Source organism: Microcystis flos-aquae FACHB-1344 (assembly GCF_014698375.1).
Taxonomy (GTDB): domain Bacteria; phylum Cyanobacteriota; class Cyanobacteriia; order Cyanobacteriales; family Microcystaceae; genus Microcystis; species Microcystis aeruginosa.
The window spans coordinates 12,107-38,142 of the sequence record NZ_JACJSW010000162.1; the positions used below are offsets into that span (position 1 = coordinate 12,107).

Annotated in this window: 21 protein-coding genes and 1 tRNA gene; 16 read left to right on the plus strand and 6 right to left on the minus strand. The window is 43.5% G+C overall.

Translation table 11 applies throughout. The annotated features are described in order from the left end of the window. Positions 1–3 precede the first annotated feature (3 nt). The gene (locus tag H6G48_RS15020) at positions 4–1,416 is read right to left on the minus strand and encodes a slr1306 family protein (RefSeq protein WP_190722352.1); all 1,413 of its coding nucleotides are present in this window, start codon (positions 1,414–1,416) and stop codon (positions 4–6) included. A gap of 176 nt (positions 1,417–1,592) precedes the next feature. On the opposite strand from H6G48_RS15020, the gene rpmG reads away from it, so the two are divergent. The 9 genes from rpmG (at position 1,593) to H6G48_RS15065 (ending at position 10,183) form a co-directional block, all read left to right on the plus strand. After that, positions 1,593–1,787: a 50S ribosomal protein L33 gene (rpmG, locus tag H6G48_RS15025; protein ID WP_002734724.1), complete on the plus strand. Its 195-nt coding sequence runs from the start codon at positions 1,593–1,595 to the stop codon at positions 1,785–1,787. Positions 1,788–1,827: 40 nt separating this feature from the next. Next, positions 1,828–2,043 carry a 30S ribosomal protein S18 gene (rpsR, locus tag H6G48_RS15030; RefSeq protein WP_002732313.1) on the plus strand — a complete coding sequence of 72 codons (216 nt, stop codon included), beginning with the start codon at positions 1,828–1,830 and terminating at the stop codon, positions 2,041–2,043. 389 nt (positions 2,044–2,432) lie between these two features. Further along, positions 2,433–4,661, plus strand: coding sequence for a sensor histidine kinase (locus tag H6G48_RS15035; RefSeq protein ID WP_190722353.1), 2,229 nt, complete (start codon positions 2,433–2,435; stop codon positions 4,659–4,661). Between the two features lie 77 nt (positions 4,662–4,738). Beyond that, positions 4,739–4,811: transfer RNA gene (locus H6G48_RS15040), tRNA-Phe, on the plus strand. Positions 4,812–5,032: 221 nt separating this feature from the next. Beyond that, entirely contained in the window at positions 5,033–5,776 is a 744-nt protein-coding gene (locus H6G48_RS15045) for a HEAT repeat domain-containing protein (protein WP_190722354.1), read from the plus strand. Beyond that, entirely contained in the window at positions 5,760–6,377 is a 618-nt protein-coding gene (locus H6G48_RS15050; protein WP_190722355.1) for a flavin prenyltransferase UbiX, read from the plus strand. Before H6G48_RS15045 ends, H6G48_RS15050 begins: the two co-directional genes overlap by 17 nt. A 176-nt stretch (positions 6,378–6,553) precedes the next feature. Further along, positions 6,554–7,168 carry a LapA family protein gene (locus tag H6G48_RS15055; RefSeq protein ID WP_190722356.1) on the plus strand — a complete coding sequence of 205 codons (615 nt, stop codon included), beginning with the start codon at positions 6,554–6,556 and terminating at the stop codon, positions 7,166–7,168. 109 nt (positions 7,169–7,277) lie between these two features. Beyond that, positions 7,278–7,802: an acetolactate synthase small subunit gene (gene ilvN / locus H6G48_RS15060; protein ID WP_002732118.1), complete on the plus strand. Its 525-nt coding sequence runs from the start codon at positions 7,278–7,280 to the stop codon at positions 7,800–7,802. Positions 7,803–7,930: 128 nt separating this feature from the next. Further along, positions 7,931–10,183, plus strand: coding sequence for a PBP1A family penicillin-binding protein (locus H6G48_RS15065; protein WP_190722357.1), 2,253 nt, complete (start codon positions 7,931–7,933; stop codon positions 10,181–10,183). Between the two features lie 286 nt (positions 10,184–10,469). Here H6G48_RS15065 and H6G48_RS26910 read toward each other — a convergent pair whose 3' ends face one another. From H6G48_RS26910 to H6G48_RS15080, 3 genes are all read right to left on the minus strand, one after another. Next, a complete protein-coding gene (locus tag H6G48_RS26910; protein WP_277925618.1) occupies positions 10,470–11,144 on the minus strand; it encodes a calcium-binding protein in 675 nt (224 codons plus the stop codon). A gap of 531 nt (positions 11,145–11,675) precedes the next feature. Continuing rightward, complete coding sequence (gene pgsA, locus H6G48_RS15075; protein ID WP_190722359.1) at positions 11,676–12,209, minus strand: CDP-diacylglycerol--glycerol-3-phosphate 3-phosphatidyltransferase; 534 nt, start codon at positions 12,207–12,209, stop codon at positions 11,676–11,678. Between the two features lie 144 nt (positions 12,210–12,353). Beyond that, positions 12,354–13,448 (minus strand): fatty acid desaturase family protein, encoded by a 1,095-nt coding sequence (locus H6G48_RS15080; protein ID WP_190722360.1) that lies wholly within the window; start codon positions 13,446–13,448, stop codon positions 12,354–12,356. A gap of 245 nt (positions 13,449–13,693) precedes the next feature. Here H6G48_RS15080 and H6G48_RS15085 point away from each other — a divergent pair, with 245 nt between their 5' ends. From H6G48_RS15085 to gyrB, 7 genes are all read left to right on the plus strand, one after another. Next, the gene (locus H6G48_RS15085; RefSeq protein WP_190722361.1) at positions 13,694–14,842 is read left to right on the plus strand and encodes a helix-turn-helix domain-containing protein; all 1,149 of its coding nucleotides are present in this window, start codon (positions 13,694–13,696) and stop codon (positions 14,840–14,842) included. A 16-nt stretch (positions 14,843–14,858) separates the two neighbouring features. Beyond that, positions 14,859–16,223 carry a DUF1822 family protein gene (locus H6G48_RS15090; protein ID WP_190722362.1) on the plus strand — a complete coding sequence of 455 codons (1,365 nt, stop codon included), beginning with the start codon at positions 14,859–14,861 and terminating at the stop codon, positions 16,221–16,223. Between the two features lie 32 nt (positions 16,224–16,255). Continuing rightward, entirely contained in the window at positions 16,256–18,865 is a 2,610-nt protein-coding gene (locus H6G48_RS15095) for an ABC transporter substrate-binding protein (protein ID WP_190722363.1), read from the plus strand. A gap of 107 nt (positions 18,866–18,972) precedes the next feature. Then, a complete protein-coding gene (locus H6G48_RS15100) occupies positions 18,973–19,692 on the plus strand; it encodes a PspA/IM30 family protein (protein WP_190722364.1) in 720 nt (239 codons plus the stop codon). 11 nt (positions 19,693–19,703) lie between these two features. Then, a complete protein-coding gene (locus H6G48_RS15105; protein ID WP_190722365.1) occupies positions 19,704–21,053 on the plus strand; it encodes an ABC transporter substrate-binding protein in 1,350 nt (449 codons plus the stop codon). A 253-nt stretch (positions 21,054–21,306) separates the two neighbouring features. Then, on the plus strand, positions 21,307–22,017 hold the full coding sequence (locus tag H6G48_RS15110) for a response regulator transcription factor (RefSeq protein WP_190722366.1): 711 nt from the start codon (positions 21,307–21,309) through the stop codon (positions 22,015–22,017). A 463-nt stretch (positions 22,018–22,480) separates the two neighbouring features. Beyond that, a complete protein-coding gene (gene gyrB / locus H6G48_RS15115) occupies positions 22,481–24,403 on the plus strand; it encodes a DNA topoisomerase (ATP-hydrolyzing) subunit B (RefSeq protein ID WP_002781027.1) in 1,923 nt (640 codons plus the stop codon). A gap of 78 nt (positions 24,404–24,481) precedes the next feature. On the opposite strand, the gene H6G48_RS15120 is transcribed toward gyrB, so the two are convergent. Both H6G48_RS15120 and H6G48_RS15125 read right to left on the minus strand, forming a co-directional pair. Continuing rightward, entirely contained in the window at positions 24,482–24,679 is a 198-nt protein-coding gene (locus tag H6G48_RS15120) for a hypothetical protein (protein ID WP_041804248.1), read from the minus strand. A 63-nt stretch (positions 24,680–24,742) separates the two neighbouring features. Continuing rightward, entirely contained in the window at positions 24,743–25,957 is a 1,215-nt protein-coding gene (locus tag H6G48_RS15125) for an aminotransferase class V-fold PLP-dependent enzyme (RefSeq protein ID WP_190722367.1), read from the minus strand. Positions 25,958–26,036: the final 79 nt, after the last annotated feature.

Sequence of the window (26,036 nt, forward strand, 5' to 3'; positions counted from 1 at the left end):
TTTTTAACCGGAAAATGCCGACCAACGAGCGCTCGTTTGCTTGACAAAATCCTGTAAAAATGCTAGGCGCTGATTTTGTTCCCAGACCTGTTTAACTTTATTCTGCAAACTCGTCCAATTCCAATCATTATTCAGCGGCTCGTTAATTTCCTGTTCTTGGAAATATTCAATTAAACTTAAACCAGCTAAACGAGTTAGATAGGCTGCCCCAATTCCCTGCACTGTACCACCAGCGATATAAGTAATCGCATTTCCCTTGAGAATCGTTCCTAATGCCTGGGTTGTCACTTCTACCATGCCTAATTGTACCATCATCTTCCCTAGGGTAGTCATGGCTGTTTTTGCTTGTTCAAGGGACATTTTTTGTTGATAAATGGCCCCTAAATCCACTAACATTTGAGCGTTAGTAGCTGCCGCTAAAACTAAATCTAGGGCCGCAAGAGGATTAGCAAAAGTGGCAGTAGCGGCTATCCATTGGTATTGTTCGATAACAGGTAAAGCCTTTTTGCGTCGGGATTGATTAAGTAATTGTTTGGTTTCCTTTGCTAATTCGAGCGCTTGTCTCCAGATAGTTCCCAGAACTAATTCGGACTTTTCTTGTCTGATAATTTGTTGGAGATGATTATCTAAAGGATCGATAACTACCGTTTGGGGTTCCGTCCATTCCTTGATTTCCCCATTGCTTTGATGTTGACGAACTTTTAGGGGTTCAGGGGCAGCGGCTATGGCTAAAATATGATGAGCAGGAATAGTTTCTTTCAGTCTTTGTTTTAGGGAAAGGAGAATTTCTTCTCTGGTTTCGGCGGGTAAACGATCCTGTTTATTGAGTAACAGGATAACACGCTGGTGCATTTGATCGAATTGCTGGAGGATTTGCCATTCGGAATCGGTTAAATCCCCATTGATAAGATACAAAACTAAGTCGGCTGCCAGGGACTTTTTCTGGTTAGCGGTGGAGTTGAGAGTCAGAAGGGGTTCCGTTTCCAGAAAAGCGATAGATTCTGCAAAGTTGCCGCTTTCTAGTAGTTTTTTTAAGGCAGTTTTACCGGTTTTTCTAGCGCCGGTAATGGCAATTTTCAGGTCTTGGCGACTAAATTCTTGGTTTAATTGGGTTAAAGTGGTTTTCAGTGGGGTTAAGTCTTGATTGGGGTCTTCTTTGGCCAGATAATTAATTATCTTCTCGGCCTTGCTAATCGCTTGTTTAACCTTTTCTAGACTCAGGGGAGTGGGGGGGGAAAAATCGATTTTCGAGTTGGGTTTTTGCCAAAACCAGATACCGGCACCAAGGACAAACGCACCTAAAATACCCCAGGAACCGATTTCGCTCAGTTTACTATTGAGAGTTTCCCCCAGGGTTAAAGCGATGGTAATGCCTATCCCCGTCACTAAAATCGGTTTACCCAATCTTACCGCCATTTTCCTCATCCTCGCCAACTGCTGTGATTATTCTAGCTTTTTTGTGCTGGATTTCATCCCAAACTGAACTTTTTAGCCGACAATTCCCTGGGTTCGCCCCGGCCGCTCTTGCCTAAAAAGCCCCAGATATGTCATAATGATCGATTGCGTGTAAATTTACCCGATCCCCTGTTGTTATGGCTAGTAAAAAAGGCGTTCGCCTGATCATCACTGTAGAATGCACGGAATGCCGCAGTAATCCCGATAAGCGTACCCCCGGCGTTTCTCGCTACACCACCAGCAAAAACCGGCGCAATACCACCGGCAGACTGGAAATCAAGAAATACTGTCCCCACTGCAATAAGCACACCGTCCACAAGGAAATTAAGTAAACACACTTTAGTTAAAAAGTCAAGCAATCTTTACAAATCTATGAGCTACTATCGTAAACGTCTCTCTCCCATCTCCCCCAGTCAACCGATTGACTACAAAGACACCGAACTCCTCCGCAAATTCATCACCGAACGCGGCAAACTTCTACCTAGACGCATCACCGGTTTAACTTCTAAACAACAGCGAGATTTAACTGAAGCGGTGAAACGGGCCCGTTTAATGGCTTTATTGCCTTTTGTCAACCAAGAAGCCTAAATTCAGTGATCAGTAATCAGTAATCAGTGAGCAGTGATCACTGAAAATAACACATATAAGTAATAGGACAAAATTAACTTCTTGGTGAGGATAGGCACTCATGCACTCATGGAAGAAGTAGTTAGATATACTTAATTAATTGTGTCTAGCTACTTAACTTAAAACTTAAACCTGATCACTGATAACTGGTCACTGATAACTGATAACTGATAAGCGATCTCAGTATATTGGGGTTGCTTTCTCGTTTTTGCAAAGAAATATATCGAAATCGGCAGCGGATAGGAAAATTCGTGCGAGAATCTTAAGAAATTGTTAAATCGCTCTAGGAGTAGCCAACGATTTTGTGATTATCGATCCAAATCCACCAATTAGCACAATAGGAGGCTCTTATGGAAAAGCAGCCATCAGCAATCGATACCGAGTTAGATGGAGAGCTACAAGAGGAGGATTCCGAGCAGTTTCTGCGTAGTATATTTAATTCCGTGCAAGCGTCGATTTTTGTAGTGGACGTGCTGGAAAATAGAGATTTTCGCTATGTGGGGGCCAACCCCGTTCATGAACGCTGGACAGGACTGCGCTCATCAGATATTAAAGGCAAAACTCCCGAACAAATCCTTCCCCCCGATGATGCGCGTAGTGTGCGGCAACACTATAGTGATTGTGTACGTTACGGAACGACTATTTCCTACGAACAGTATTTACCTTTTCAAAATATACCCTACTGGTGGCTAACAACTTTAACACCCCTACGGGATAACAATGCGCGTATCTATCGTTTAGTGGGAACCAGTACCAATATCACCGAACGCAAACAGGCCGAAGAAGCTTTAAGATTACAAGCAGAACGAGAACAACTACTGGGGGTAATGCAGGAAAGAATCCGGCAATCGTTGGATCTTGATCGCATTTTGCAAAGAACCGTTAAAGAAGTGCGACAATTTCTCAACTGCGATCGAGTGTTAATTTATCGTTTATTCCCCGATCATAGTGGCATGATTGTGGTGGAATCCCATACTGCGAGGATTAATTCGGTCTTAGGAAACAGGATACAGGATCCCTGTTTTAATTTATCCCCAGAACGTCTGGAAAATTATCGTCGCGGGAGAATTCAAGTTATTGAAAATGTCCATAATTCGGGACTTGATCCCTGTTATCGCAGCCTACTAACCTCTTTGCAAGTACAAGCTAACTTGGTGGTGCCGATTATCTGTGATAACCAACTCTGGGGGTTACTAATTGCCCAAAATTGCCAAAAAACTCGTTCTTGGCAATCCCAAGAAATCGATCTGCTCAAACAATTAGCCATTCAAGTGGGAATTGCCATTCAACAAGCAGAACTGCACCAACGGGTAAAATGCTTGAATACTGCCCTAGAATCGGAGGTTCAGCAAAGAACCGCCGAATTGCAGATGAGTTTGAAGTATGAAGCATTAATCGGACGGATTACCGAAAAAATTCGCGATAGTCTCGATGAAAATCATATTCTGCAAACCACCACTAGGGAATTAGTCCAGGTTTTACCCGTAGAACGCGCCCAAATTGAGCTTTACGATCCCAGTCGCAGTCAAGCCACTATTGTCCACGAATATACCACTCAAAAGCTTATCTGTCAGGGAATTACCCGTCAAATTAGCGATTTTCCCGAAATCTATCAACCGCTGCTGCACAAACAAATTTTACAGTTTGTTGATCGTCTTCCTCTTGGTAATCCGCAAATTGGTCGTGTTAACCGTTGTGCTTGTCCTATCTTTGACGATCAGGGTTTTTTGGGCAATCTTTGGCTAATTCGACCAGCTAATCATATTTTTAACTCTTTAGAAACTAATTTGATTCAACATATTGCCACCGAATGTGCGATCGCTATTCGACAGGCGCGACTTTACGAATCTTCCCAAGCACAAGTGAGGGAATTAGAAAAACTGGAAAGATTAAAAAGCGAATTCTTGAAAACCCTTTCCCATGAACTGCGAACCCCGATTACCAGCATTCGTCTAGCGGTGGAAACCCTGGAAAGTCTCCTAGAAGATCAAGGGATCGAGATCGATCCACAGGATTCGATCGGTCAACTGTTGCAAATTCTTAACATTGAATCTCAGCGTCAGAGTAAGTTAGTTAATGATCTGTTGACTTTAACCTATCTGGATGCGGAAACCGAACCCCTGGCGATCGAAGCAATCGACTTACTTTCGTGGCTACCCTTATTAGTGGAACCTTTTCGTCATCTCACCCGTGAGCGACAACAGCAGTTAATTTTAGATATAGATGGGGATATACCGGAGATTAACACCAGTCTGTGTCATATCGAGCGCATCATAGCCGAATTACTTACCAATGCTTCTAAATATACCCCAGAACGAGGGATAATTAGGGTAAATGTGAAGCGTGCGGGGAAGCAAATATTAATTATTGTGAGCAATTCAGGTGTAGAAATCGCCCCAGAGGAATTATCAAGAATATTCGCCCCTTTTTATCGCATTCCTCACCAAGATCCCTGGCGCTACAGTGGCACCGGTTTAGGTTTAGCTTTAGTCCGCAAACTGATTAAACCCCTGAATGGGACCATCAATGTCACCAGTGCCAATGCTGTCACCACTTTTACCCTCACCTTGCCAATCTAGTCGAGCGGAAAACTTTTTAGAAAAAAACCTTGCAATTATTTCGAGGGCGTGCTATGTTGAGAAAGGACAAAAAAAACGCCGAGATAGCTCAGTTGGTAGAGCAGAGGACTGAAAATCCTCGTGTCCGCGGTTCAAATCCGCGTCTTGGCATCGCAAAAACACGAAAATTTGCCCTGTATTTACTTTCTAGTCTGCTGGGTTTTGTAAGTGCAAGGATGGGCGGTTAGAATGCGTCTTATACCACAGAAAACGGGTTTCTCGGAGAAACCCGTTTTCTACTCATGCAAAACTGAAAAGTCCCCCCAACCAGCAACTACTTTTTGATTTTGGGCTTGACGTAAGCGGTCACGGATTAAGATAATCTAACAAGTATGTACGACAATGAAATCCTAGACCCTAGCAACTCCTTAAATAATCCTCTCGATGGGAGCGATCCAGATCAAGCAGCGGAAATCCCTCCCGATCCGGAGGAAATGCTCTCATTGCTTACTTCTGCTCATGTCAGCGAGAGGATGATCGCGGCCCGCGCCTTTTGTGAATTGCGGGACGAAAGAGCGATCGCTCCTTTACTGGAGATGTTAAGCGATGTCTGTCCCCTAGTGCGTGTCAGTGTCGCCTACGCTTTGGGCAGAAATCCCAGTCTTAGCGCCGTGGAGCCTTTAATCGAGCTACTGGCCAGAGATTGGAATGGTTACGTCAGAAAAGGGGTAGTTTGGGCCCTAGGTAACTGTGGTGATCGCAGAGCGATCGAGCCTTTGGTTCATGCTCTCAAAACCGATATTTCGGCGGTGCGATTATGGGCCGCCAGTAGTTTGGCCCAGATTGCCAAGGTCAATTATGAAGATATCATCACCGTCTTGCCGCCTTTAATTGAAGGATTGCGCCGAGATTTAATCGCGGCGGTGCGGAGTAATTGCGCTTGGTCGATCGGTCAATTATGCCGAGAATTGCCCTTAAATGTGATTTATGCCACGGCGATCGATGCTTTGATCGAGGCCTTGGTGGAAGATGAGGATTTAGGTGTCAAGGAAGATGCCAGGGGTGCTTTATTAAAAGTGGGCGACCCGAGAGGATTACAATTGATCGAGGAATTAGAGCTTGAAGGAATTATCTAAACCGCTAATTTTGGGCGTTACGGGGGCATCAGGGCTGATTTATGCCGTCCGTACTCTCAAATATCTACTTTTAGCCGACTACACGATCGATCTAGTGGCCTCCAAATCAGCTTACACTGTCTGGCAAGCAGAAGATAATGTGCGGATGCCTCCAGAACCAGAGCTGCAAGAACAATTTTGGCGCGGCCAATGCGGGGTGATGGAAGGGGGAAAATTACGCTGTCATCGTTGGGGCGATGTGGGGGCAACGATCGCCAGTGGTTCCTATCGCACCCTTGGTATGGTAATTATTCCCTGTAGCATGAGTACAGTGGCCAAATTAGCGGGGGGATTAAGTTCCGATTTGCTAGAAAGGGCGGCCGATGTGCAGATGAAGGAGGGCAGAAAATTGGTTTTAGTACCGCGAGAAACCCCCTTTAGTTTAATTCATCTGCGTAATTTAACCACTTTAGCCGAGGCGGGCGTTAGAATCGTGCCAGCAATACCGGCATGGTATCACCATCCCCAATCGATCGAGGATTTGGTAGATTTTGTCATCGCTCGTACTCTCGATCAGTTAGATATCGATTGTGTGGCCATTAATCGCTGGCAAGGACATTGACAGTTATCAGTGATCAGTGATCAGTGATCAGTGATCACTGATCAGTTATCAGTTATCAGTTATCAGTTATCAGTTATCAGATGTAAGTTTTAAGTTAATTAGTTAGTTAGTTATCTTTATCTTTATACCTGTTTACTGTTTACTGATCACTGATCACTGAATCAAGGGAGGTAAAAATGGGCTGGATTATGGTCTTATTTGCGATCGCTGTAGGCGGATTACTGATCTGGCAGAATCTGGGGGTGATCACTTTGGTCTTTTTTGGCGGTATTATGACGGTAAAACTGCCCCTAGCGGTCTGGGTGTTACTTTTCACCCTAGCGGGAATTATCAGTGGTTTAACCCTGCAATTTCTCCATAGTTTTGGTCGTCCTTTGGCCGCCCCAAAAGCCTCCCCTCGTATAGCGAATAATCCTCAAGTCCCACCCCCATCTCCCCGACCTACCTATATTCAAGATCGCGCCGCTTCTCCACCGGGTAACGATTGGGAAAGAGATAGCGGTGATGATTGGAATTTTGATGCACCCCCCGAAAAACCGACTACCATTCAGGATCGGGAAGAATTCCCGCCTAGGGTTGCTTATGGGGAAAAAGCGAATTTTGTCAAGCCTCCAGAGGACAGTTCTCAAACTGGCTCGGTTTATTCCTATAGTTACCGCACGGCCAAACAGACTCGCGGGGAAAAAGCCGAGCAAGTTTACGATGTCAATTATCGGATTATTACGCCCCCCGCCCAGGATGAAAACCAAGAGCGGGAGGTAAACAAAGGGGATGAGGAAGATTGGATATAAACTTTGACAGAGTAGAGGTTTCTACCTGAATCCCTCAGAGAAGACAAACTGTTCCGGCCTTGCCTCCTGTCTTACAATGGGGAAATCTAGGTTGTGTAGATAGAGCGCCATGAAACACACATTATCCGTATTAGTTGAAGATGAAGCGGGAGTCTTAACCCGTATTGCTGGATTATTCGCCCGTCGCGGCTTTAATATTGAAAGCCTGGCCGTGGGTCCTGCCGAACAGATGGGAGTTTCTCGGATTACGATGGTAGTACCAGGAGATGAGGACAGCATCGAACAGTTAACCAAACAACTTTACAAATTAATTAACGTCCTCAAGGTGCAGGATATCACCCAAACCCCCTGTGTGGAAAGGGAATTAATGCTGATTAAAGTTAATGCTACCGCCGAGCGCCGGGCCGAAGTGATCGAATTAGCGCAGGTATTCCGGGCGCGGATTGTGGATATTTCCGAGGAAACCCTGACCATCGAAGTGGTGGGGGATCCGGGTAAAATGGTGGCGATTATGCAGATGCTGAATAAATTTGGCGTTCGCGAGGTGGCCCGTACCGGTAAAATTGCTCTGATTCGCGAGTCGGGAGTCAATACGGAATACCTCAAAGCTTTAGAGGCTAAAATGTCAATTTAGGGATATTGGGTATGAATTGGGAATTGGGGAGATGGGGTGTTGGGGTTTTAGTTGAAATTCCCCACTTCTCAACTTCCCCACTTCCCCTATTGCCTATTGCCTTCAGAAGCTGATAACTGATAAAAACTATGTCTAAGCAGTCGCCGAAAACCCAAATTAGTCAACTTGTCACCGTTGCCGTGCAGAAATTGCAAGGAAAGGTGAATTTTCAGGCGGTAAATCTCAAAAAAGGGGCGAGAGTTCCTGAATTACGCCTTAAAAACGAGAATGGCAGCGGGGAAAGCAAATATCCCCTTATCGGCGATCGCTATTTGTTGGGTCGTAGTTCCAGTTCCTGTGATATTACTATCCGTAATACCGTGGTGAGTCAGATTCATTGTTCCCTCCAGCGTGACCCGAAAAATCCCCATCATTTCCTGCTCACAGATGAAAACTCCACCAACGGGGTTTATATGGGTAAACGTCGTCTCAAAAGCGTTTCCCTGCGTCATGGTGATACTTTTACCCTGGCCCCCCCAGACTTAGCCAATTGTGTCACCATCTCCTATTACTGTCCCCCTCCCCTGTGGGCGCGACTTTTGCGCTATGGTTTCTATGGTGCGGGTGGTATTTTCGGTTTATTAGTTTTAGCGGTTATCTGGGAAAGTCGCAAAGTTAATGTTTATCCACTCCCTTCCGGGGTGAGCGGTCCGGTGGTGGTTTACCCTAGGGATGGTCAAACTCCCCTCAATCCCATTCGACAGGAAACTCACCGAGAATTAGATAATCTGGGCGATTTTTCTCCCTATCTGCCCCAGGCGGTTGTCGCTTCCGAAGATAGTCGTTTTTACTGGCATTTTGGCGTTGATCCTTTGGGGATTGTCCGGGCTGTTATGATTAATTGGCAAGGTCAAGGCATTCGTCAAGGGGCCAGCACCCTGACTCAACAGTTAGCGCGTAGTTTATTCCCCGAAGTCGGTCGCCAAAATACTGCCGATCGCAAACTCCGGGAGGCTGTGGTCGCTTTACAATTAGAAGCGGTCTATAGTAAGGATACAATTCTCAAAACCTATCTCAATCGAGTTTATCTCGGTCTGGCCGGTTACGGTTTTGAAGATGCGGCCCGCTTTTATTTCGATAAATCCGCTAGAGATTTAGATATCTCCGAGGCTGCTACTCTTGTGGCTATGTTACCCGCCCCGAATCGATTTAATCCCATTCAAGACTACGACACTTCCGTACAATTACGCAATCGTGTCATCGATCGCATGGCCGAATTAGGCATGATTTCCCCGGAAGCGGCGGCCAGCGCCCGCAGATCTCGCATTGAAATCAGTCCCCAAGCCAAAAAATCCCTATCTAGTACGATTGCACCATATTTTTATAGTTACGTTTTCGAGGAATTACAGAACCTTTTAGGGGAAGAAGTGGCTAAAGAGGGCAATTTTATCGTTGAAACCAGTTTAGACCGCCGGCTGCAAGCGATCGCAGAAAAAAGCTTAAAAAATAATGTCTTAAACCAAGGACCCCGCTATCGATACTCCCAAGGGGCTTTAGTTACCCTAAACAGTCAAACCGGGGAAATTCTCGCTTTAGTCGGGGGAGTTGATTATCAAAAAAGCCAATTTAACCGCGCTGTCCAAGCTAAACGTCAACCCGGTTCCACTTTTAAGGTATTTGCTTATGCTGCCGCCCTAGAAAAGGGAATATCGCCCTATAAAACCTATACCTGCGCTGGACTCTCTTGGCAAGGACAGGCCTATTCTCCCTGTGAACGCAGTAGCGGGGGGGTCAATATGTTTCAAGGTTTAGCGCGATCGGAAAATAGTGTTGCCCTTCGCATTGCTCGCGAGGCAGGATTAAGTAATGTGGTCAATGTGGCGGAACGTTTGGGGGTGAAATCACCTTTAAATCCCGTACCGGGGCTAATTTTAGGGCAAAGCGAGGTAAATGTCTTAGAAATGACTGGCGCTTATGGGGTTTTTGACCATGGCGGGCGCTGGAATCGTCCCCACGCCATTAAACGCATTCTCGACGCTTCCGACTGTAAAAATGTGGAGGATTTGAGTACTTGTCGGGTTATTTATGACTATGGCGAAGATAGCGATAGAAATCAGCAGGTAATCTCCCCTAAAACCGCCGAAACGATGAATAGTTTATTGCGGGGGGTGATAACTAATGGTACAGGAGGCGCTGCTAGTATTGGCATGGGAGAAGCGGGTAAAACGGGAACTACGGATAATTATGTGGATCTCTGGTTTATCGGCTATCTTCCCCGGCGCGACTGGGTGACAGGCATTTGGTTAGGGAATGATAATAATTCTCCCACTGCGGGCAGTAGTCAACAGGCAGCCAAGTTATGGGGCGATTATCACCGTCAGTTAATAACTACACAAAACTAATCCCAATGACTCTCAAGCTCAGACCCATTTTAACCGTCTATCCTTAAGATTGGTGGAAGGAACCACAGAGACACAAAGGACACGAAGATCGATCGCTTCTATAGTAAGTTAAACTGATCACACAAAGAGTGAGAGAGCCGCTGAATCTCCCCCACTTCCCACTGCCCACATAATAAGGGTGTCTTAGCCCTAGCTAACACACCCTTACCGATCATTTCTAGTGGCTTAATTTTCCCCAAAAAATCCACAATTGCCCGACCCACCGCAGTGGATGGACAGGGATAGATTAGATAACAACAATATTAGTATTGGTGATAGCTGCAAAGTTACTGAGGGTTGCGATTTGAACCGCAGCAGTGACACCAGTACCATCTACGTCAAACCGTAAAGCACCATCAGTGGTGTTATAGATAAATCTTTGCGCTGTAGTAGTGGCGCTGGTAGCTCCCGCACCAGACAGGAATTGTGCAGTAGTCAAAGCACCGAGACTCGGTAAAGCAGTAGAACCGCCGAAACCAGTTCTAGTAACTTGGATAAGATCCTCACCAACAGCGGGGTTAAAATCGGTGATGGTGTCAATGCCTTGGGTAGAACTACTGAAAACAAAACGGTCAGCACCAGCGCCGCCGGTTAGGGTATCAGTTCCCGGACCACCGTTTAGGGTATCGTTTCCATCGCCACCATTGAGGCTATCGTTTCCATCGCCACCCAATAGGGTGTCGTTTCCATTGCCACCGATTAGGGTATCGTCTCCCGAAACACCAGTTAGGTTATCGTTTCCATCGCCACCATTGAGGCTATCGTTACCAGGGTTACCATTTAGGCTATCGTTTCCATCGCCACCGATGAGGGTATCGTTCTTAGAGCCACCCCCTAAGAAATCGTTGAACGAACTACCTATCATGAAATAGGGATTCATGTTGGGGATTTGGTCGATGGTAGTTGCACCCTCGATGGCCATAAGGTCCAAATTTATTGGTTTCGGACCTGCTGCTTTCGTGTACACACGACCGTTGGTGTTGATTTTTAGTTGATGAGTGCCTGGAACATCAGATCTAACAAAGGTATTGGTACCTGCTGGCAGGGAAAAGTCCTTAGAAGAGGGTGTCTTGTACACGGAAAGGGTTGAGCTAACATCAACAGTCGTTCCGTTGAATAATCTCCAAGCCGTACTGCTGTCATCCTCGAAAACGCCAATGGAAGTGAGATTATGTGTACCAGTGGCTGTTGTCGGCAGAGAAATAGAGGCATAAGGATTGAAGTACAAGAACTGGGCAACTGTTGCAAATGAAGAAAAATTGAAACTAGCGCCCATGGTGGCTTTTTCAAAAGATACGGTAATAGTGTCAGTGGCCATAGTTTTTTCTTTGAATGATATGTTTGAATTTGAAGAGTTTGACAATACTCTACTCGATTATTACACACCCAGAAAAAAATCCAACCTTTTTCTCTTGGTTTGTTTCCTGAATTGTTGCTAATGGTTAAATTTTTATCAATTTTGGGTTAATTTGGGGCTGGGTGTGACATAAATCACCCCAGAAATTAAAGTTAATGTCACCGATAGCCAAAAGGCAATCTGAGAAATTAAGTTATATTCAGAAGGCAAGGGAGCAATTAAGAGAGCGATAGCGATAATTTGGCTGACTGTTTTGCTTTTTCCCCACCAATTAGCCCCTTTTATGTCGCTATTTCCCGTTAAATTTGGATTAATGCGCCAACCAGCGATCGCTAATTCCCGAGCAAGAATCAAAAATACTCCCCAAGCAGCAATTAAATCCATTTCAATCAGAGCTAAGAGGGGAGCGAGAACCAGCAATTTATCGACCAAAGGATCGAGAAATTTCCCTAATTCGGTGATTTGATTGAATTTTCGCGCTAGATAACCATCGAGCCAATCGGTGCTGGCAGCAATCAGAAAGATAATTAAACTTAACCAGCGATCGATTTCTGTGCCTTGGTGCAACCAGTATAAAATTAATGGCAGTCCCAAGAGTCGCGATAGGGTAATCGAGTTGGGTAGGTTCATTTTTCAGTGATCAGTAAACAGTAAACAGTAATCAGTAATCAGTCAACATTAATCAGTAAAAAGGCAGCTGCGAGCTTGTCGCTTAATACTATTCACTGAAAACTCACACCTGATCACTGATAACTGATAACTGATAACTGATATTTAGCTGGCTAATTTGAGATCGAAATTACTTTGTTTATTGCCTAATTGTCTGAGCCAACGATAATTATAAGTTAAAGCACCTCGCAGGGTGGGATAAACGGCATAATTAACGCCAAATTCTTGGCAAACTTCCGCTAAGATTGGGGCGATTTTAGGGTAGTGAATATGGCAAATTTGCGGAAAAAGATGGTGAACGACTTGATAATTTAATCCTCCTAAATACCAATTTAAAAATATATTTTTAGGGGCAAAATCTACAGTAGTTCGCACTTGAAAGATTGCCCATTCGTCTTCGATTTGGTTAGCTGCCGAGGGTTGAATAAATTCGGCGGGTTCCAAAACGTGAGCTAACATAAATACATGACAGGCAAGCACTCCATAGGTCATAAAAGCAATGAGAAAACCGATCGCTATTTCTAGGGGACTATAACCAACTAAGAGAGGAATGCCAATAAACCAAAAGAGATAAACAAGTTTTCCGCTCAATAAAACGAATAGATCGATCGGTTTAGGATTGGGAATTTTAATCTCGCCAAAACGATGACCAAAGAGGATAGAGCGCACATCGGAGAATGACCAATAGATAGGAATTATAGCGTAGAGAATCGGGATAAATAAATGTTGATAACGATGATACCATTTATGCTCGGCATGGGGAGTCATTCGCACGATACCATCGCCGTGAATTTCCACATCGTACCCTAAAACATTGGTGTAGGTATGATGGAGATAATTATGACGAAAACGCCAGAGATAACTGGAAGTACCGATGATATAATCGTAGCTCATGCCCATGAGAGAATTAACCCATTTTTTACTAGAATAGCCGCCATGGTTAGCATCATGACCAATGCTAAAACCGATTCCTGCTAATCCTCCTCCTAAAACCATGCAACCAATAATTTTTAGCCACCAGATATCCGGACCAAAAAGCACAAATAGCCAAGCGGCAATTACCCAAGTTAAAATCGTGATCGTCTTCAGGTACATGGCAAAATTATCTCTGGTGGGGATGCCGTTTTCGGTAAAATAAGCATCAACCCGTTTATTCAATTCCTTTCTAAAACCCTGATTTTCGGTAAAAGTTACTCGCATTCCTAATTTTTGTCCTAGAAGTTGATATGACGGCTATTTGTGGCAGCTCAGAGTGAATTTATGGGTCTTGTACTGGTTTGCTAAGGCTGTCTCAGCATAACTGATAATTTCTCATCAGTCCCTCATCTATTGTCAGAGAAAGAGGTGCGCTTGGCAAGGCAATCGCTCAATTTGTTTGCTCCTCTTGCAGAAAATCCTCGGTTTTTACCTAATCAGATATCAGATACCTGTAGCCGGTGATAGAAATGAGCGTTAGGTACTTTTATACTACTATTAAAGCGATTGAAGGCGATCGAGTTTTCTGGTGCGAAGTGCCACAATTAAGAAAATCGATCGATGCGATCGCTGGAAGCGTGGCCGATGATGAAGCGGTGTATTTTTATCTGTGGCAATGGTTACAGAATGATCCTAATAACCAATTAGTCAAGTCCCATTGGATGGTTTTCTTACAATATCGCTCCTGTATGGTAACTCAAAGGGTTTATCAAAATGTCGGTCATCGGATCGATGCTGATTATGAAACCCTCTTCTACTATTTGCTGAATTTGCTTTCTACGGCAATCACCAACAATCCTCGCAATTTTTACGGTAATTTTCAGGATAACAAGACCAAACCGGGATTTTTTCGCTTAATCTTAGAAAAATGGACAGATAAAAAATTGAGAAATACTCTCTATAATTTTCTGCGAGGAGAGTATAAAACTATTGGCAGGACTAATCTCGGTATAGTCAGTCTTTTTAGTGCGAATAAAATTCAAAAAGTTTTACGAGCATCGGGTATCTTTAACGAGAATCATCTGCTAATATTTAACTGTTTTCGAGAGGTTAAAAAAGCTTCTCTTAGATCATTGGATGAGTGGCAAGAGGAAGATTGGCAACAGGTAATCGATCGCTTACAGCAGTTACAACCGCAAGTTATTCTCACTGTTGAGGAAGTGCAAGCAAAACTCAATCAAATAGGGGAGATAATGCGTAATCATATCGATCCTCCTTACTCTAGATTTGAGCCTACTAATTATGACGATAATAGCAATTACTTTTGGGAAAATCTCTCCAGCAAGAAGCCAAGTAACGATTTACTACAACAGCAAGAAATCCAGGAAGATATTAATAAGTTATTAATCACTCTTGAGGATGAAGTTAAACAGATTGCATATTGTTACTATCATCAAAAGATGACGCAAGCACAGATCGCTAATCGATTGGGAGTTCACTCATCTACTATTAGTCGAGAAATAACCCAATTATGTAAAAAAATTTATCAGCTACTCTGTGCAAGGGAAGGCAAAGATTGTCCTATTTTGTTAAATGAGATTAAATTACAATCTCGGCAAAAACAAGAGATCGATGCTTATCTGGAATATTTTTGTCAGTCCTACTTAACTCAAATCTAATCTGTTAGGAGATACCATGAAAGTCAACCTCGATATTTTGCAACAAATTAACCCGAAATCCCTTTGGCTAACTTTTTCGGAAACAGAGATTAAACAAGCTCGATCGATTCTCGGTCAATACTCTAATCAAACCGCCAAAAATCAGGCTTTGATTAATTACTTAGTCCAAATATGCTTAAGCAATTGGCTGAAAGATAATCTTGATTTTTCCCTTCAAATAACACCTAAAAACCATCAGTATCTTTGGGAGTTTATTAACGGGTTTACTTGGCAAATTCAAGATAAAAAAGTTACTACTATTCCCAGTCAAGCTATTGACATTGAGGGATTGACAATAGAGCAAGAATGGGTTGATATTCCCGATTTAGCGGCAGATTTTTATCTAGGGGTGCAGGTAGATTTAGCAAAAAAATTCCTCAATATCTGGGGTTTTATATCCAGAAAAGATGTTAAAAATCTCGCAGAATACGATCCAATTTACCATCAATATTATTTGGACAGTGAGCAAATTATTGATGATTTAGATATTCTTTGGCAGAGTTGTTTAGAGGGAGAGAGTGAACAAGGAAAACTGGAATCTTTAGCAAATTTATCGCCAGCAACAGCAGAAAAATTAATTAAAAAGTTAGGTCAAGTTTCACCCTATTCTCCGAGATTAGATATTAGTTGTCAGCAGTGGTTAGCTTTGTTGAATAATCAGCAATGGCGAGAAAAACTTTATCAGCAGCGTCTAGAAATAATCCCCACTAAACTTAGTCAATGGTTGCAGGGAATTATTACAGAGAAATGGCAGGAAATCCTCATCACTATCGACAATTATCGTCCAATTAATCCAGGTTTTTTGTTGGCTGCTGAAAAAATCAGCGGCCGAGAATCTCCGACAGATATTCAGCGAGAAATTAGACAACTGTATGCTAGTCAAAAAGAGGTGGAATTTTCGGAACATTTAACCCCACAGGAAGCTTTAGCAAAACTGCAACATCAAACCCAAGATGAAACTATTCGCTGGCAAGCGGCCGAATATCTCTGGAATATCGATCCTCATTATCCTAATGCTGCTATCCGCAAAATGCTCGATGTGGGTAGTCAATTAATGGGTTATAAAATCGCTTTAATGGTGGGAGTTTTATCGACCAGTCACCAGAGAGTTGCTGTCTTAATTCGTGCCTATGCCATGGACAATTTTGCCAAGCTACCCCCCGGTTTATCTTTGCAAATTAGCGATGAAATAGGCCAATTAATCCCCGGTTTAGAAGCAATAGCAAGGGAGAAACCCTTAGATAGCTATCTACAGCTTTATTTTCTAGCTGATGCCGACGATCGCTTTAATGTTAACCTAAGCTTAGGGGACAGTAGCATTACCGAGCAGTTTAGTATTTAATAGAGATAGCAGAAAATGTCAAGGGTAAAGACATGAGCAGAGTTGTGATTCTGAAAATTGGTGATGGCAGTTTTGAAACGGGATTTTCCGTCACTCTAGAAATTCGTGACAATCATCTCTTGATAGCACCTTTTGCCGAGGGTAGATTAGTCCCTAACCTTGACATTGCTGACGCTTTGCAAAATTATCGTCGAGCTTATTATCATTGGGTAAAAAGTCAACCCAGTTTAGGAATTACCGTTCCTCATAGTATGATCACCCATGCAGCGGTAGGTGATCCTAGAGACAACCTCAGAAAAGCCACTCAAACTTTAAAAGATAGCTTAAATGAATGGCTAAATTCCAGTTCTCTGAGTTCGATACAAAATCGTATCTTGTTCCATATAGGTACTGAGTCAGAAGTAAGATTTTTTATCCAAACTACCCACTTTGATTTACAACAAATTCCCTGGGAGTGTTGGAATTTTTTACGGGATTGGTGGAATGATGTGGAAATTGCTCTTACTATCCAGAGAAATCCTCCGATAATTAACCTTACTCCTCCGATTCATGTTTTAGTAATTTTGGGTAATATTGACATCGAAAACGAGCGTAATTCCCTGTGTTTATCCAGTTTGCAAACGGCACTAGGAAACCCAGATAAGGTTTATATACAAATATTAAGTCCCAGTTCAGAAGTTCCTCTTTCAACGATAAATATTCACAATGAGTTGATCAAAAATCCATGGGATATTGTAGTTTATTTAGGTCATAGTCAAACCAGTAGCGACGGACATGATGGAGTTTTTATCATTGATAATGATACGGCTTTATCTCCTGAACATAATTTAAGAAATTCCCTAGAAATAGCTGTTAAAAAAGGCTTAAAACTTGTTATCTGTAACTCCTGCGATGGGTTAGGTATTGGTCGTCAGTTGGCTAATATCGGAGTAGCGCATATTATTGTTATGAAAGAACCCATCGCTGTGCGGGTTGCTTTGAGATTTCTAGAAGTTTTTCTTCCCAATTTTCTTGAACATAAATCCCTACAAGAATCCTTAACAATCGCTCGACAAGAATTAAGATTACATGAATTTGAGAAGGATGCTGCTAGTTCTTCTTTACTGCCTCGTTTGATAGAAAATCCTGAAGAACCACCGTTAATTTTACCTTTACCCCCTGAAAATACGGAGGAAAATCACCAAAATAGTTATGAGCAAAGTTGGCCTTTACGTCTATCTAGTCGCTGGAAACAAGCTCTGTTATTTATTTTAAGTATTCTGGTAACTTTATCAGTTTTATATTGGGGAGGAGTATTTTCCGATGATGCTAGTAAATACCCAGAAATTAGCTTAGGTGAAGAAATATTATTAAAGACAAACCGACAAGATAACAGTATTGAACGGGGAAGACAAGCTTTTAAAAACCAAGAATATAAACAAGCAATTCAGCTTTTTAAAAAATCCCTCGATCGCTTGCCCAATAATCCAGAAATTCGCATCTATTATAATAACGCTCGTGCGGCCTATCAAGACAAAAATCCCTTAAAAATTGCCACCAGTGTTCCTCTTGGTAATAATCCAGAAATTGCTGAGGAAATTTTACGAGGTATTGCTTTATTGCAACAGGAGTTAAACGATGAACAGGCCAAAAACCCCGATTTTCACTCTCTACAGGTAGTGGTAGCTAATGATAATAATAGTGGCGTAGATGCCAAAGATCGAGCCGAAAAATTTGTTAAAGATCCGTCAATCATAGCAGTGGTTGGTCATAATGCTTCTGCTGCTAGTGAAGCGGCCAAAGATATCTATGTACAAGGAAAAATTGTTGCCCTATCTCCCACCAGCTTTTCCCCGAAAATCTCCGGCAATGGCTATATATATAAAATGGTTCCTGAGATGGAAACTTTTGCCACAACCTTAAGTGAATATATCCGCGAACAAACTGAGAAGCTAATTATCCAAAACCCCACTAATTTAATTTGTTATGATAATCGCTCTGGGGATAATACTAACTTCGCTCAAAAATATAGAAATATTCTTCTCGGTCAGCAGTTTCAAAAATTCGTTAAAGATGAAGATTTTGACTGCAATATCGAACCAAAAATTAATTTAGATGAACAGGAAATTTATCAAAAAATTGCTCAATATCAAGTAAATATCCTGATGATTGCTCCCTATATTAACGATCTGAAAAGAGCCGCTAATATCTTTAAGCAACGTCCCGCAGAACAGTTAAACTTAGTAACTTTAGGTTCCCCCACTTTTCAAAGTTATCTCACCCTTGCAGAAGGTAAACAGGGGGTAGAAAATTTAGTTATCACCGTGCCTTGGTATGATCTCAAACAAGATAATTATATCCACAGTTTTTGGCAAAATAAGATCAATGTTTGGCGCACTCCCATGGCCTACGATGCGACTAAAGTTATCCTCACCGCTTTGCGACAGTTATACCAACAAGGACAAAAATTCGATCGAGAATCATTAAATCAAGTTTTAAGAAACGATTTTTCTATCGAAGGAATGACTGGCACTGTTAGATTCGATGAAAATGGTGTCCGCAACATGAATAATAATCCTGATGATCGCCGCAACTTGATTCTACAGGTCAAAAATGGTCAATTTGTCCCCCTCGCTCCCATTAAATCTGCCGGTTCAGTCTAAACCTTCCTATCCTTGTCAAGACTTTTTACAAAAATTAACCTTACCCACTGCATCAAAGTTAGCCATCACTCCTAATTAACAGGTAACACCTCTAGGAGACAAACGGCATGAAATTGTTCAAAAAATTAACCCCAAAGGCCTTGATTTTTTGGCTGATCGGTGATAAGGCAGGAAATTCTCTCGTTGCGATCTGGAATTGGTTGTGGGGTATTCCTATCGAATCCGGCGGAAAAATTGCCGTAGAATCGGCCAAAGAATCCCTAGAATTGATGCAAAAATCCCTAGCGGAATTGACAGAATCGGTGGCGAAAGTAGTAGCGGCCCAGCAATCGGCTCAAGCACAATACGAGGCAAAAAAACAGGAACACACAAACTACTTGCAACAGGCTGTCACCGCTCAAAAAAAAGGTCTTCAAGAAGCGGCAAGACTGGCTATGGTTAAGGTTATCTCCCTAGAAAAAATTCTACCCGCTATGAAAGATCGGGTCGATAATGCCGAAAAAGTGGTCATTGCTGCTAAGGAAAAACTTCGCAAAGAGCAGGAAAAAATCGAGCATTATAAGTTAGAAATGAGCAACTTAAAAGCGATTAGTTCCATGAATGAGGCTTTAGGCAAAATAAACGAATTTGATAGTAGTCTCAACCTCAATACCTCCCGCGATCGCTTTGAGGATGCCAATGAAGCGATTAACGACCGTTATCGAAAAGAAAACGTCTATAGTGAATTAAGCGAGAACTATAGCGAGAAATTAGCTCAAGAAATCGATTTCTTAAGCCTTGATGACGAAATTAACCGCCGTTTAGCCGAATTCAATCAGCAAAGTTAAGGAGTAAAGCGATGACAAAGACTGGCAAAAAAGCGAGCTTACCGCCAATTTCCTATGTGTTACTGGGGTTGATCGGTTGGTTTCTTTTTCCCCAAATATTGGCAATATTTGCCCCAAAAGCCGATAATAATCCCCGCATCAGTTACGGCAATCATCTCCTGATCAAAACTAATTCTAACACCGCCAAAGAATCAGCGATCGCTGCCATTGCTCAAGGTGATCACCAAGAAGCAGAGCAACTCCTGCAAAAATCCCTCACTCAACGTCCCAACGATCCCGAAAGCGTAATTTATCTTAGCAACCTGCAAACTGGCTCAAATCCCTTCAAAATCGCCGTTGTTGTGCCAGCAACAACTAATCCCAACGTCGCTCAGGAAATATTGCGAGGAGTCGCCAGCGCACAAACCCAGATCAATCAACAGGGAGGGATCAACGGCAGAAAACTGATGGTTATCGTGGTTAATGACGATAATCAGCCGCAGATATCGAAAGAGGTAGCCAGGGAATTAGTCAAAAATCCCGATATTATCGCTGTTATCGGTCATAATGCCTCCGATGCCAGTTTAGCCGCCGCTCCCATCTACGAAAAAGGCGGTTTGGTGATGATTTCTCCCACCTCCCTGGCTAATAATCTCTCCGGTGCGGGAAATTATATCTTTCGTCTGGTGGCTTCTAACGGCAAAATTACGGAAACCTTAGCAAATTACATAGTAAATACAGCTAAAGTCCGAAAAATTGCTTTTTGCTACGATTCTCAAGCTCCTGATAATATTTCCTTTAAAGATGAGTTGATGGCTAATGTGGCGAAAAAAGGCGGTCAAATTGTGCCGATTGTCTGCGATCTGAGTGTACCCAATTTTAAGGCCGATCAAGCCCTTAATCAGGCGATTTCTGGGGGTGCTAACGGCCTATTTGTCGTCGCTCATGTTGATCGTCTCGATCCCGTTTTTGAGGTTATTCGCTCCAATCGTCAGCGTTTGCCTCTGTTTAGTAGTCCCACCCTCTACAATATTCGCACCCTCGAAGATGGCGGCAAAAACGCCCAAGGTTTAACCCTTGCCGCACCCTGGCACCCCTCGGTTAACCAGACTTTTGCCAATCTTATGCAGGAACAGTGGCGCGGTCCGGTTAGTTGGCGCACAGCCACCAGTTTTGACGCTACACGGGTGATTATTGCCGGTTTAAGGGAAAATACTCAACGTCAGGGCCTACAGTCCAGGCTGCGCTCCGGGAATTTTCATCAAACAGGGGCCACCGGAAAAATTAGCTTTGATCCTAATACTGGCGATCGCATCGGTCAACCGGTCTTAATTCAAGTGCAATCAACTCCCTCCGGTGAGCAGTTTGTCCCTTTACCTTGAAAAGTCCCCAGTCCACCAAAGTCGGGAGAGTTGCCAACTCTCCCCCCAGAAAATCTCAAAAATTACAATTATTTCAATGTTCAACCCCGAGCAAGAAATGAATGACTAATATGTTAAAATATGCCTAAGTAGGTAGGTTTTAAAAATTGTCAGATGCCCCCTTAATAAGGGGTCATCTGCACCCCCCTTATTCAGGGGGGCAGGGGGGATCAAAGGCAAAATCTATCTTCAATTAAATCATAACTACTTACTTATGGATATCGTTATTATCGAAGATGAAATTGAAATCGCCCATTTGATTCAGCAAACTTTAGAGCGGGAATCATTTAATTGTCATCTGGCTTATAATGGTAGGGTAGGACTAGAACTATTTTATCAAAAGCAACCAGACTTAGTTATTTTAGATTTAATGTTACCCGAATTAGACGGACTGGAATTGTGTGCTAGAATTCGCCAAAAACCCGGGACAAAAGACCCCTATATCTTAATGTTAACCGCTAGGGGAGAAGAGATTGATCGCATTATCGGCCTATCTACGGGAGCCGATGATTATATGGTCAAACCCTTTAGTCCCCGGGAATTAACCGCTCGCGTAAGAGCCTTATTAAGACGTAGTTTAAGACACGATAGTCAACCCCAACAACTCCATCGCAGCCGTCATTTTCTGATCGACTTAGATCAACATTCTGCTCTTCGTAAATTGGAAGGAATGCCGGAGGAAACCCTCGATTTAACCACCTTAGAATTTAATTTATTAGCTACCTTTGTCAGTTATCCCAATCGCGTCTGGAGTCGCACCCAATTAATCGATAATCTCTGGGGGAATGATTTTTTTGGCGATGAAAGGGTAGTAGATACCCATATCCGACGCTTACGCAAAAAAGTAGAACCCGATCCTGCTAATCCGATCTTTATCAAAACTGTAGTCGGTGTCGGTTATAAATTTGAGGATGACATTATTTAGGGTCTGCTGAAAAAGTTTGTTGGTGGGGTTAGTAGTCAGGAGTCGGGAGTCAGTATTCAGGAGGCAGTATTCAGGAGATCAGTAGCTGGTTATAATTAAATTAAAAATAGATTTTAGGTTCGATCCCCCCTTAGTCCTAGGGTGAATTCATAGTAGGGTTGATTCATGAATCAACCCTACCCTTAGTCCTCCCTTGATAAGGGTGGTGTCTGATAATTTTTAACGCCTACCTACTTAGGAGATGGCTTTTATTTATTCTCCCCCCACACCCCAACCCCACACCCCACACCCCACTTCCCCACTTCCCCACTTCCCCACTTCCCCACACCCCACACCTAACCCCAATAAAAAATTCTCCCTAAAGGCATTTAAGCAGTCTTTAACCCTTATGTGCTAAAATTTTTGAAGATTTTGCCATTCATTTAGGTTCAATCAGGGATCACAGCCTTTTCAGGGAAATTTTATGACAAGTAACTACGGCGCGGAACAGATACAAGTTCTCGAAGGGTTAGAACCAGTCAGGAAGCGGCCGGGGATGTATATCGGTACGACCGGGCCGCGGGGACTACATCATTTAGTCTATGAAGTGGTGGACAACTCGATCGATGAGGCCCTAGCGGGTTACTGTACTCATATCGAAGTGGATATCAAGGCCGATGGTTCCGTCAGCGTCACCGACGATGGCCGGGGTATTCCCACCGATGTCCACCCCACCACGGGTAAATCTGCCCTCGAAACCGTTCTCACTATACTTCATGCTGGCGGTAAATTTGGCAGTGGTGGCTATAAAGTGTCGGGAGGGTTACACGGAGTCGGGATTTCCGTCGTTAATGCTCTTTCCGCATGGGTCGATGTGACAGTCTGGCGCGATCATAAAGTACATACCCAACGCTACGAAAGAGGTATCCCCGTCACAGAATTGGTCAGCAGTCCCAGTCAAGAGGAAAAAACGGGAACTAGGGTTAATTTCCTGCCAGACACCGAAATTTTTAGCCAAGGCATCGAATTTGATTACAGTACCCTCTCCGGACGTTTACGGGAACTAGCCTACTTAAATGCCGGTGTTAAAATCACCTTTAGCGATTACCGTCCCGAAGAACCCCACATCGAAACCTATTGTTATGAGGGGGGTATTAAAGAATACGTCGCCTATATGTGTCGGGAAAAAGAAACCCTGCACAAAGATATTATCTATGTATCGGGGGAAAAGAACGGAATTAATATCGAAGTGGCGTTTCAGTGGTGTATAGATGCCTATAGCGACAATATTCTCGGTTTTGCTAATAATATCCGCACCATTGACGGGGGAACTCACCTAGAGGGATTAAAGGCAGTTCTGACTCGTACTTTAAATAATGTTGCTCGTAAACGCAATAAAATTAAAGAAAACGAGCCTAATCTAGCGGGGGAAAACGTCCGCGAGGGGTTAACCGCCGTTATTTCCGTAAAAGTCCCCGAACCGGAATTCGAGGGACAAACCAAGACCAAATTGGGTAACACCGAAGTCCGGGGTATTGTTGATTCGCTGGTGGGGGAAACTCTCAACGAATACCTAGAACAAAATCCCCAAGTGGCCGACACGATTATCGAAAAAGCAGTACAAGCGTACAAGGCGGCGGAAGCGGCCCGACGGGCCCGGGACTTAGTACGACGGAAATCGGTTCTGGAATCCTCACCTTTACCGGGTAAATTGGCTGATTGTAGCGAAAGAGACCCAGAAAGGTCAGAAATTTACATCGTCGAAGGTGACAGCGCCGGCGGAAGTGCCAAACAGGGGCGCGATCGTCGTTTTCAAGCGATTCTACCTCTGCGGGGAAAAATCCTCAATATCGAAAAAACCGATGATGCCAAAATCTACAAAAATACGGAAATTCAATCCTTAATTACGGCCCTCGGTTTAGGGATTAAAGGAGAAGATTTCGACCCCTCACAATTGCGCTATCATCGCATTGTTTTAATGACTGATGCTGATGTGGATGGCGCACACATCCGAACTTTGTTGTTAACTTTCTTCTATCGTTATCAGAAGAATTTAATTGACCAAGGTTATGTATATATCGCCTGTCCTCCTCTCTATAAATTGGAACGCGGTAAAAATCATTCCTACTGCTATAGCGATCGAGAATTACAGCAAAAGATAGCGGAATTTCCCTCCAATGCTAACTACACCATCCAACGTTTTAAAGGGTTAGGAGAAATGATGCCCCAACAACTTTGGGATACTACCATGAATCCCGAAACTCGCACTTTAAAACGGGTGGAAATCGAAGACGCGGCCAAAGCTGAGGAATTATTTACCATTCTTATGGGCGATCGAGTTGCCCCCCGGCGAGAATTTATCGAAACCCACGGATCACGTTTAAATCTTACGGATTTGGACATTTAAACAGTAACTTGAGGCTGTGTTAGTCTAAGCTAATACAGCCCCCGATAAAATCCCCAAATCCAGTTACTAATCGGAGGGTTAGGGATTCAAGGAAACTGGGGTGCATTCCACGACTTCATCGAAAAAATCAGCCGGCAGCGGTGGATTATCGGGGTCTTCTAGGGCGTTTTTGGCAATTTCCGCCTCGCTCATCCCTTTAACTTTCTTCCAGTCTGTTTTGCCTTTCAACTTCGCCCACTGTTCGCGGGTGACTCTGGTAATATGTTCTTCGTTCACGGTTATTAGCCCTCCTAGCACTAATTATTCGACGAACCGAGCCACGCCAGGTATAGTGTGATTTTAAACTAACTTTTGGATAGCTGCTACTAACTGCTCGATTTCTGAGGGCAAAGTGAAATAGTGGACACAGGCACGCACACAGAGGGGGTCGAGGAGAGTTCGCAGTAAAAACCCTTGTTTTTCTAGCTGTTGCACTAACTTTTGTGGGGTGATGGCCGAGTCAATTTGAAAGGAAACTAAACCAGATTCCGGTGGAGAATTTTTTAAACATTTCACCCCCTTAATCGTCTTTAATTCTTCCCAGAGATAAGCCGCTAATTGACAGATTTTTTCGTATCTTTGTCCCCCATCACCCCAGGCGTTATGTACCGCAATAGTTGCCCTTAAACCCTCAAATTGGGGATAGGCAGAAGTGGCCACTTCAAAGCGTCTGGCATCCGGTTTCCAACCGATAGGCTGTCCTCGGTTATCTGTTTCAATGCCGCGCCAACCGATAAAAGTGGGCCGTAAACTAGGGAAAATTTCGGGACGAATATACAATCCTCCCACACCGGCCGGTCCACACCACCATTTATGACCCGTAAAAGCATAACAATCGGCGGCAGTAGCGCTTAAATCTAAGGGCAAACAACCCACGGATTGGGCAGCATCCACCACCACTAAAACGGGTTTTTCGGTGACAGAATTATCATGACAAAGTTGCGAGATTTCCTTGAGGGGTAAAACCTGTCCGGTATTCCAGAGAACGTGACTAACCACCAAAACCCTAGTTTTTGGACGTAGATGAGCGGAAATGACTTCTATCGGGTTGCCACCGTTTAAAGTTTCCCGAATAGGACAAGTGGAGATTTCCAGATGATAACGACGGGCAATTTCTTGAACCGTGGCGATAATTCCGGGGTGTTCACAATCGGTTAGTAAAATATGTTCCCCCGCTTGCCAATCAACTCCCCAGAGGGCGATATTACAGCCTACAGTGACATCCTCGGTGATAGAGAGGGTGCTGGGGCTGATTCCCAACTCCTGAGCCATTTCTTGCCTGAGAAGTTCCGTTTTTCCGGTAATCCAATCGTTTACCCCTCCTGAAAAAGGCCCCTTTTCTTGGAGAAAATTATGGGCATCGATAATCGCCTCTAATCCCGCCTTGGGCAAGGTTCCCTGACCACCGAAATTAAAATAAACTTTATTGCTAAGTCCCCGAAATTCCTGTCTTTGTTCGGCTAAATCCGCTTTACTAACGGCGTAATCGAGGCTATTTTCGTCTAAATTCTGCATAAGCGAGGAGATGGGGGGTCAGTTATCAGTTATCAGTTATCAGTTATCAGTTATCAGTTAGAAGGTGTTGGGTTTTGGG

What these genes read in the sequence shown, in the direction of transcription:
- H6G48_RS15045 (WP_190722354.1), top strand. Translation starts at nt 5,033, where the DNA reads ATGTACGACAATGAAATCCTAGACCCTAGCAACTCCTTAAATAATCCT.
- H6G48_RS15105 (WP_190722365.1), top strand. Translation starts at nt 19,704, where the DNA reads ATGACAAAGACTGGCAAAAAAGCGAGCTTACCGCCAATTTCCTATGTG.
- H6G48_RS15065 (WP_190722357.1), top strand. Translation starts at nt 7,931, where the DNA reads ATGTCTAAGCAGTCGCCGAAAACCCAAATTAGTCAACTTGTCACCGTT.
- rpmG (WP_002734724.1), top strand. Translation starts at nt 1,593, where the DNA reads ATGGCTAGTAAAAAAGGCGTTCGCCTGATCATCACTGTAGAATGCACG.
- H6G48_RS15125 (WP_190722367.1), bottom strand. Translation starts at nt 25,957, where the DNA reads ATGCAGAATTTAGACGAAAATAGCCTCGATTACGCCGTTAGTAAAGCG.
- H6G48_RS15095 (WP_190722363.1), top strand. Translation starts at nt 16,256, where the DNA reads ATGAGCAGAGTTGTGATTCTGAAAATTGGTGATGGCAGTTTTGAAACG.
- H6G48_RS15090 (WP_190722362.1), top strand. Translation starts at nt 14,859, where the DNA reads ATGAAAGTCAACCTCGATATTTTGCAACAAATTAACCCGAAATCCCTT.
- H6G48_RS15110 (WP_190722366.1), top strand. Translation starts at nt 21,307, where the DNA reads ATGGATATCGTTATTATCGAAGATGAAATTGAAATCGCCCATTTGATT.
- rpsR (WP_002732313.1), top strand. Translation starts at nt 1,828, where the DNA reads ATGAGCTACTATCGTAAACGTCTCTCTCCCATCTCCCCCAGTCAACCG.
- H6G48_RS15080 (WP_190722360.1), bottom strand. Translation starts at nt 13,448, where the DNA reads ATGCGAGTAACTTTTACCGAAAATCAGGGTTTTAGAAAGGAATTGAAT.
- H6G48_RS15085 (WP_190722361.1), top strand. Translation starts at nt 13,694, where the DNA reads ATGAGCGTTAGGTACTTTTATACTACTATTAAAGCGATTGAAGGCGAT.
- ilvN (WP_002732118.1), top strand. Translation starts at nt 7,278, where the DNA reads ATGAAACACACATTATCCGTATTAGTTGAAGATGAAGCGGGAGTCTTA.
- H6G48_RS15020 (WP_190722352.1), bottom strand. Translation starts at nt 1,416, where the DNA reads ATGGCGGTAAGATTGGGTAAACCGATTTTAGTGACGGGGATAGGCATT.
- H6G48_RS26910 (WP_277925618.1), bottom strand. Translation starts at nt 11,144, where the DNA reads ATGGCCATCGAGGGTGCAACTACCATCGACCAAATCCCCAACATGAAT.
- H6G48_RS15100 (WP_190722364.1), top strand. Translation starts at nt 18,973, where the DNA reads ATGAAATTGTTCAAAAAATTAACCCCAAAGGCCTTGATTTTTTGGCTG.
- gyrB (WP_002781027.1), top strand. Translation starts at nt 22,481, where the DNA reads ATGACAAGTAACTACGGCGCGGAACAGATACAAGTTCTCGAAGGGTTA.
- H6G48_RS15035 (WP_190722353.1), top strand. Translation starts at nt 2,433, where the DNA reads ATGGAAAAGCAGCCATCAGCAATCGATACCGAGTTAGATGGAGAGCTA.
- H6G48_RS15055 (WP_190722356.1), top strand. Translation starts at nt 6,554, where the DNA reads ATGGGCTGGATTATGGTCTTATTTGCGATCGCTGTAGGCGGATTACTG.
- pgsA (WP_190722359.1), bottom strand. Translation starts at nt 12,209, where the DNA reads ATGAACCTACCCAACTCGATTACCCTATCGCGACTCTTGGGACTGCCA.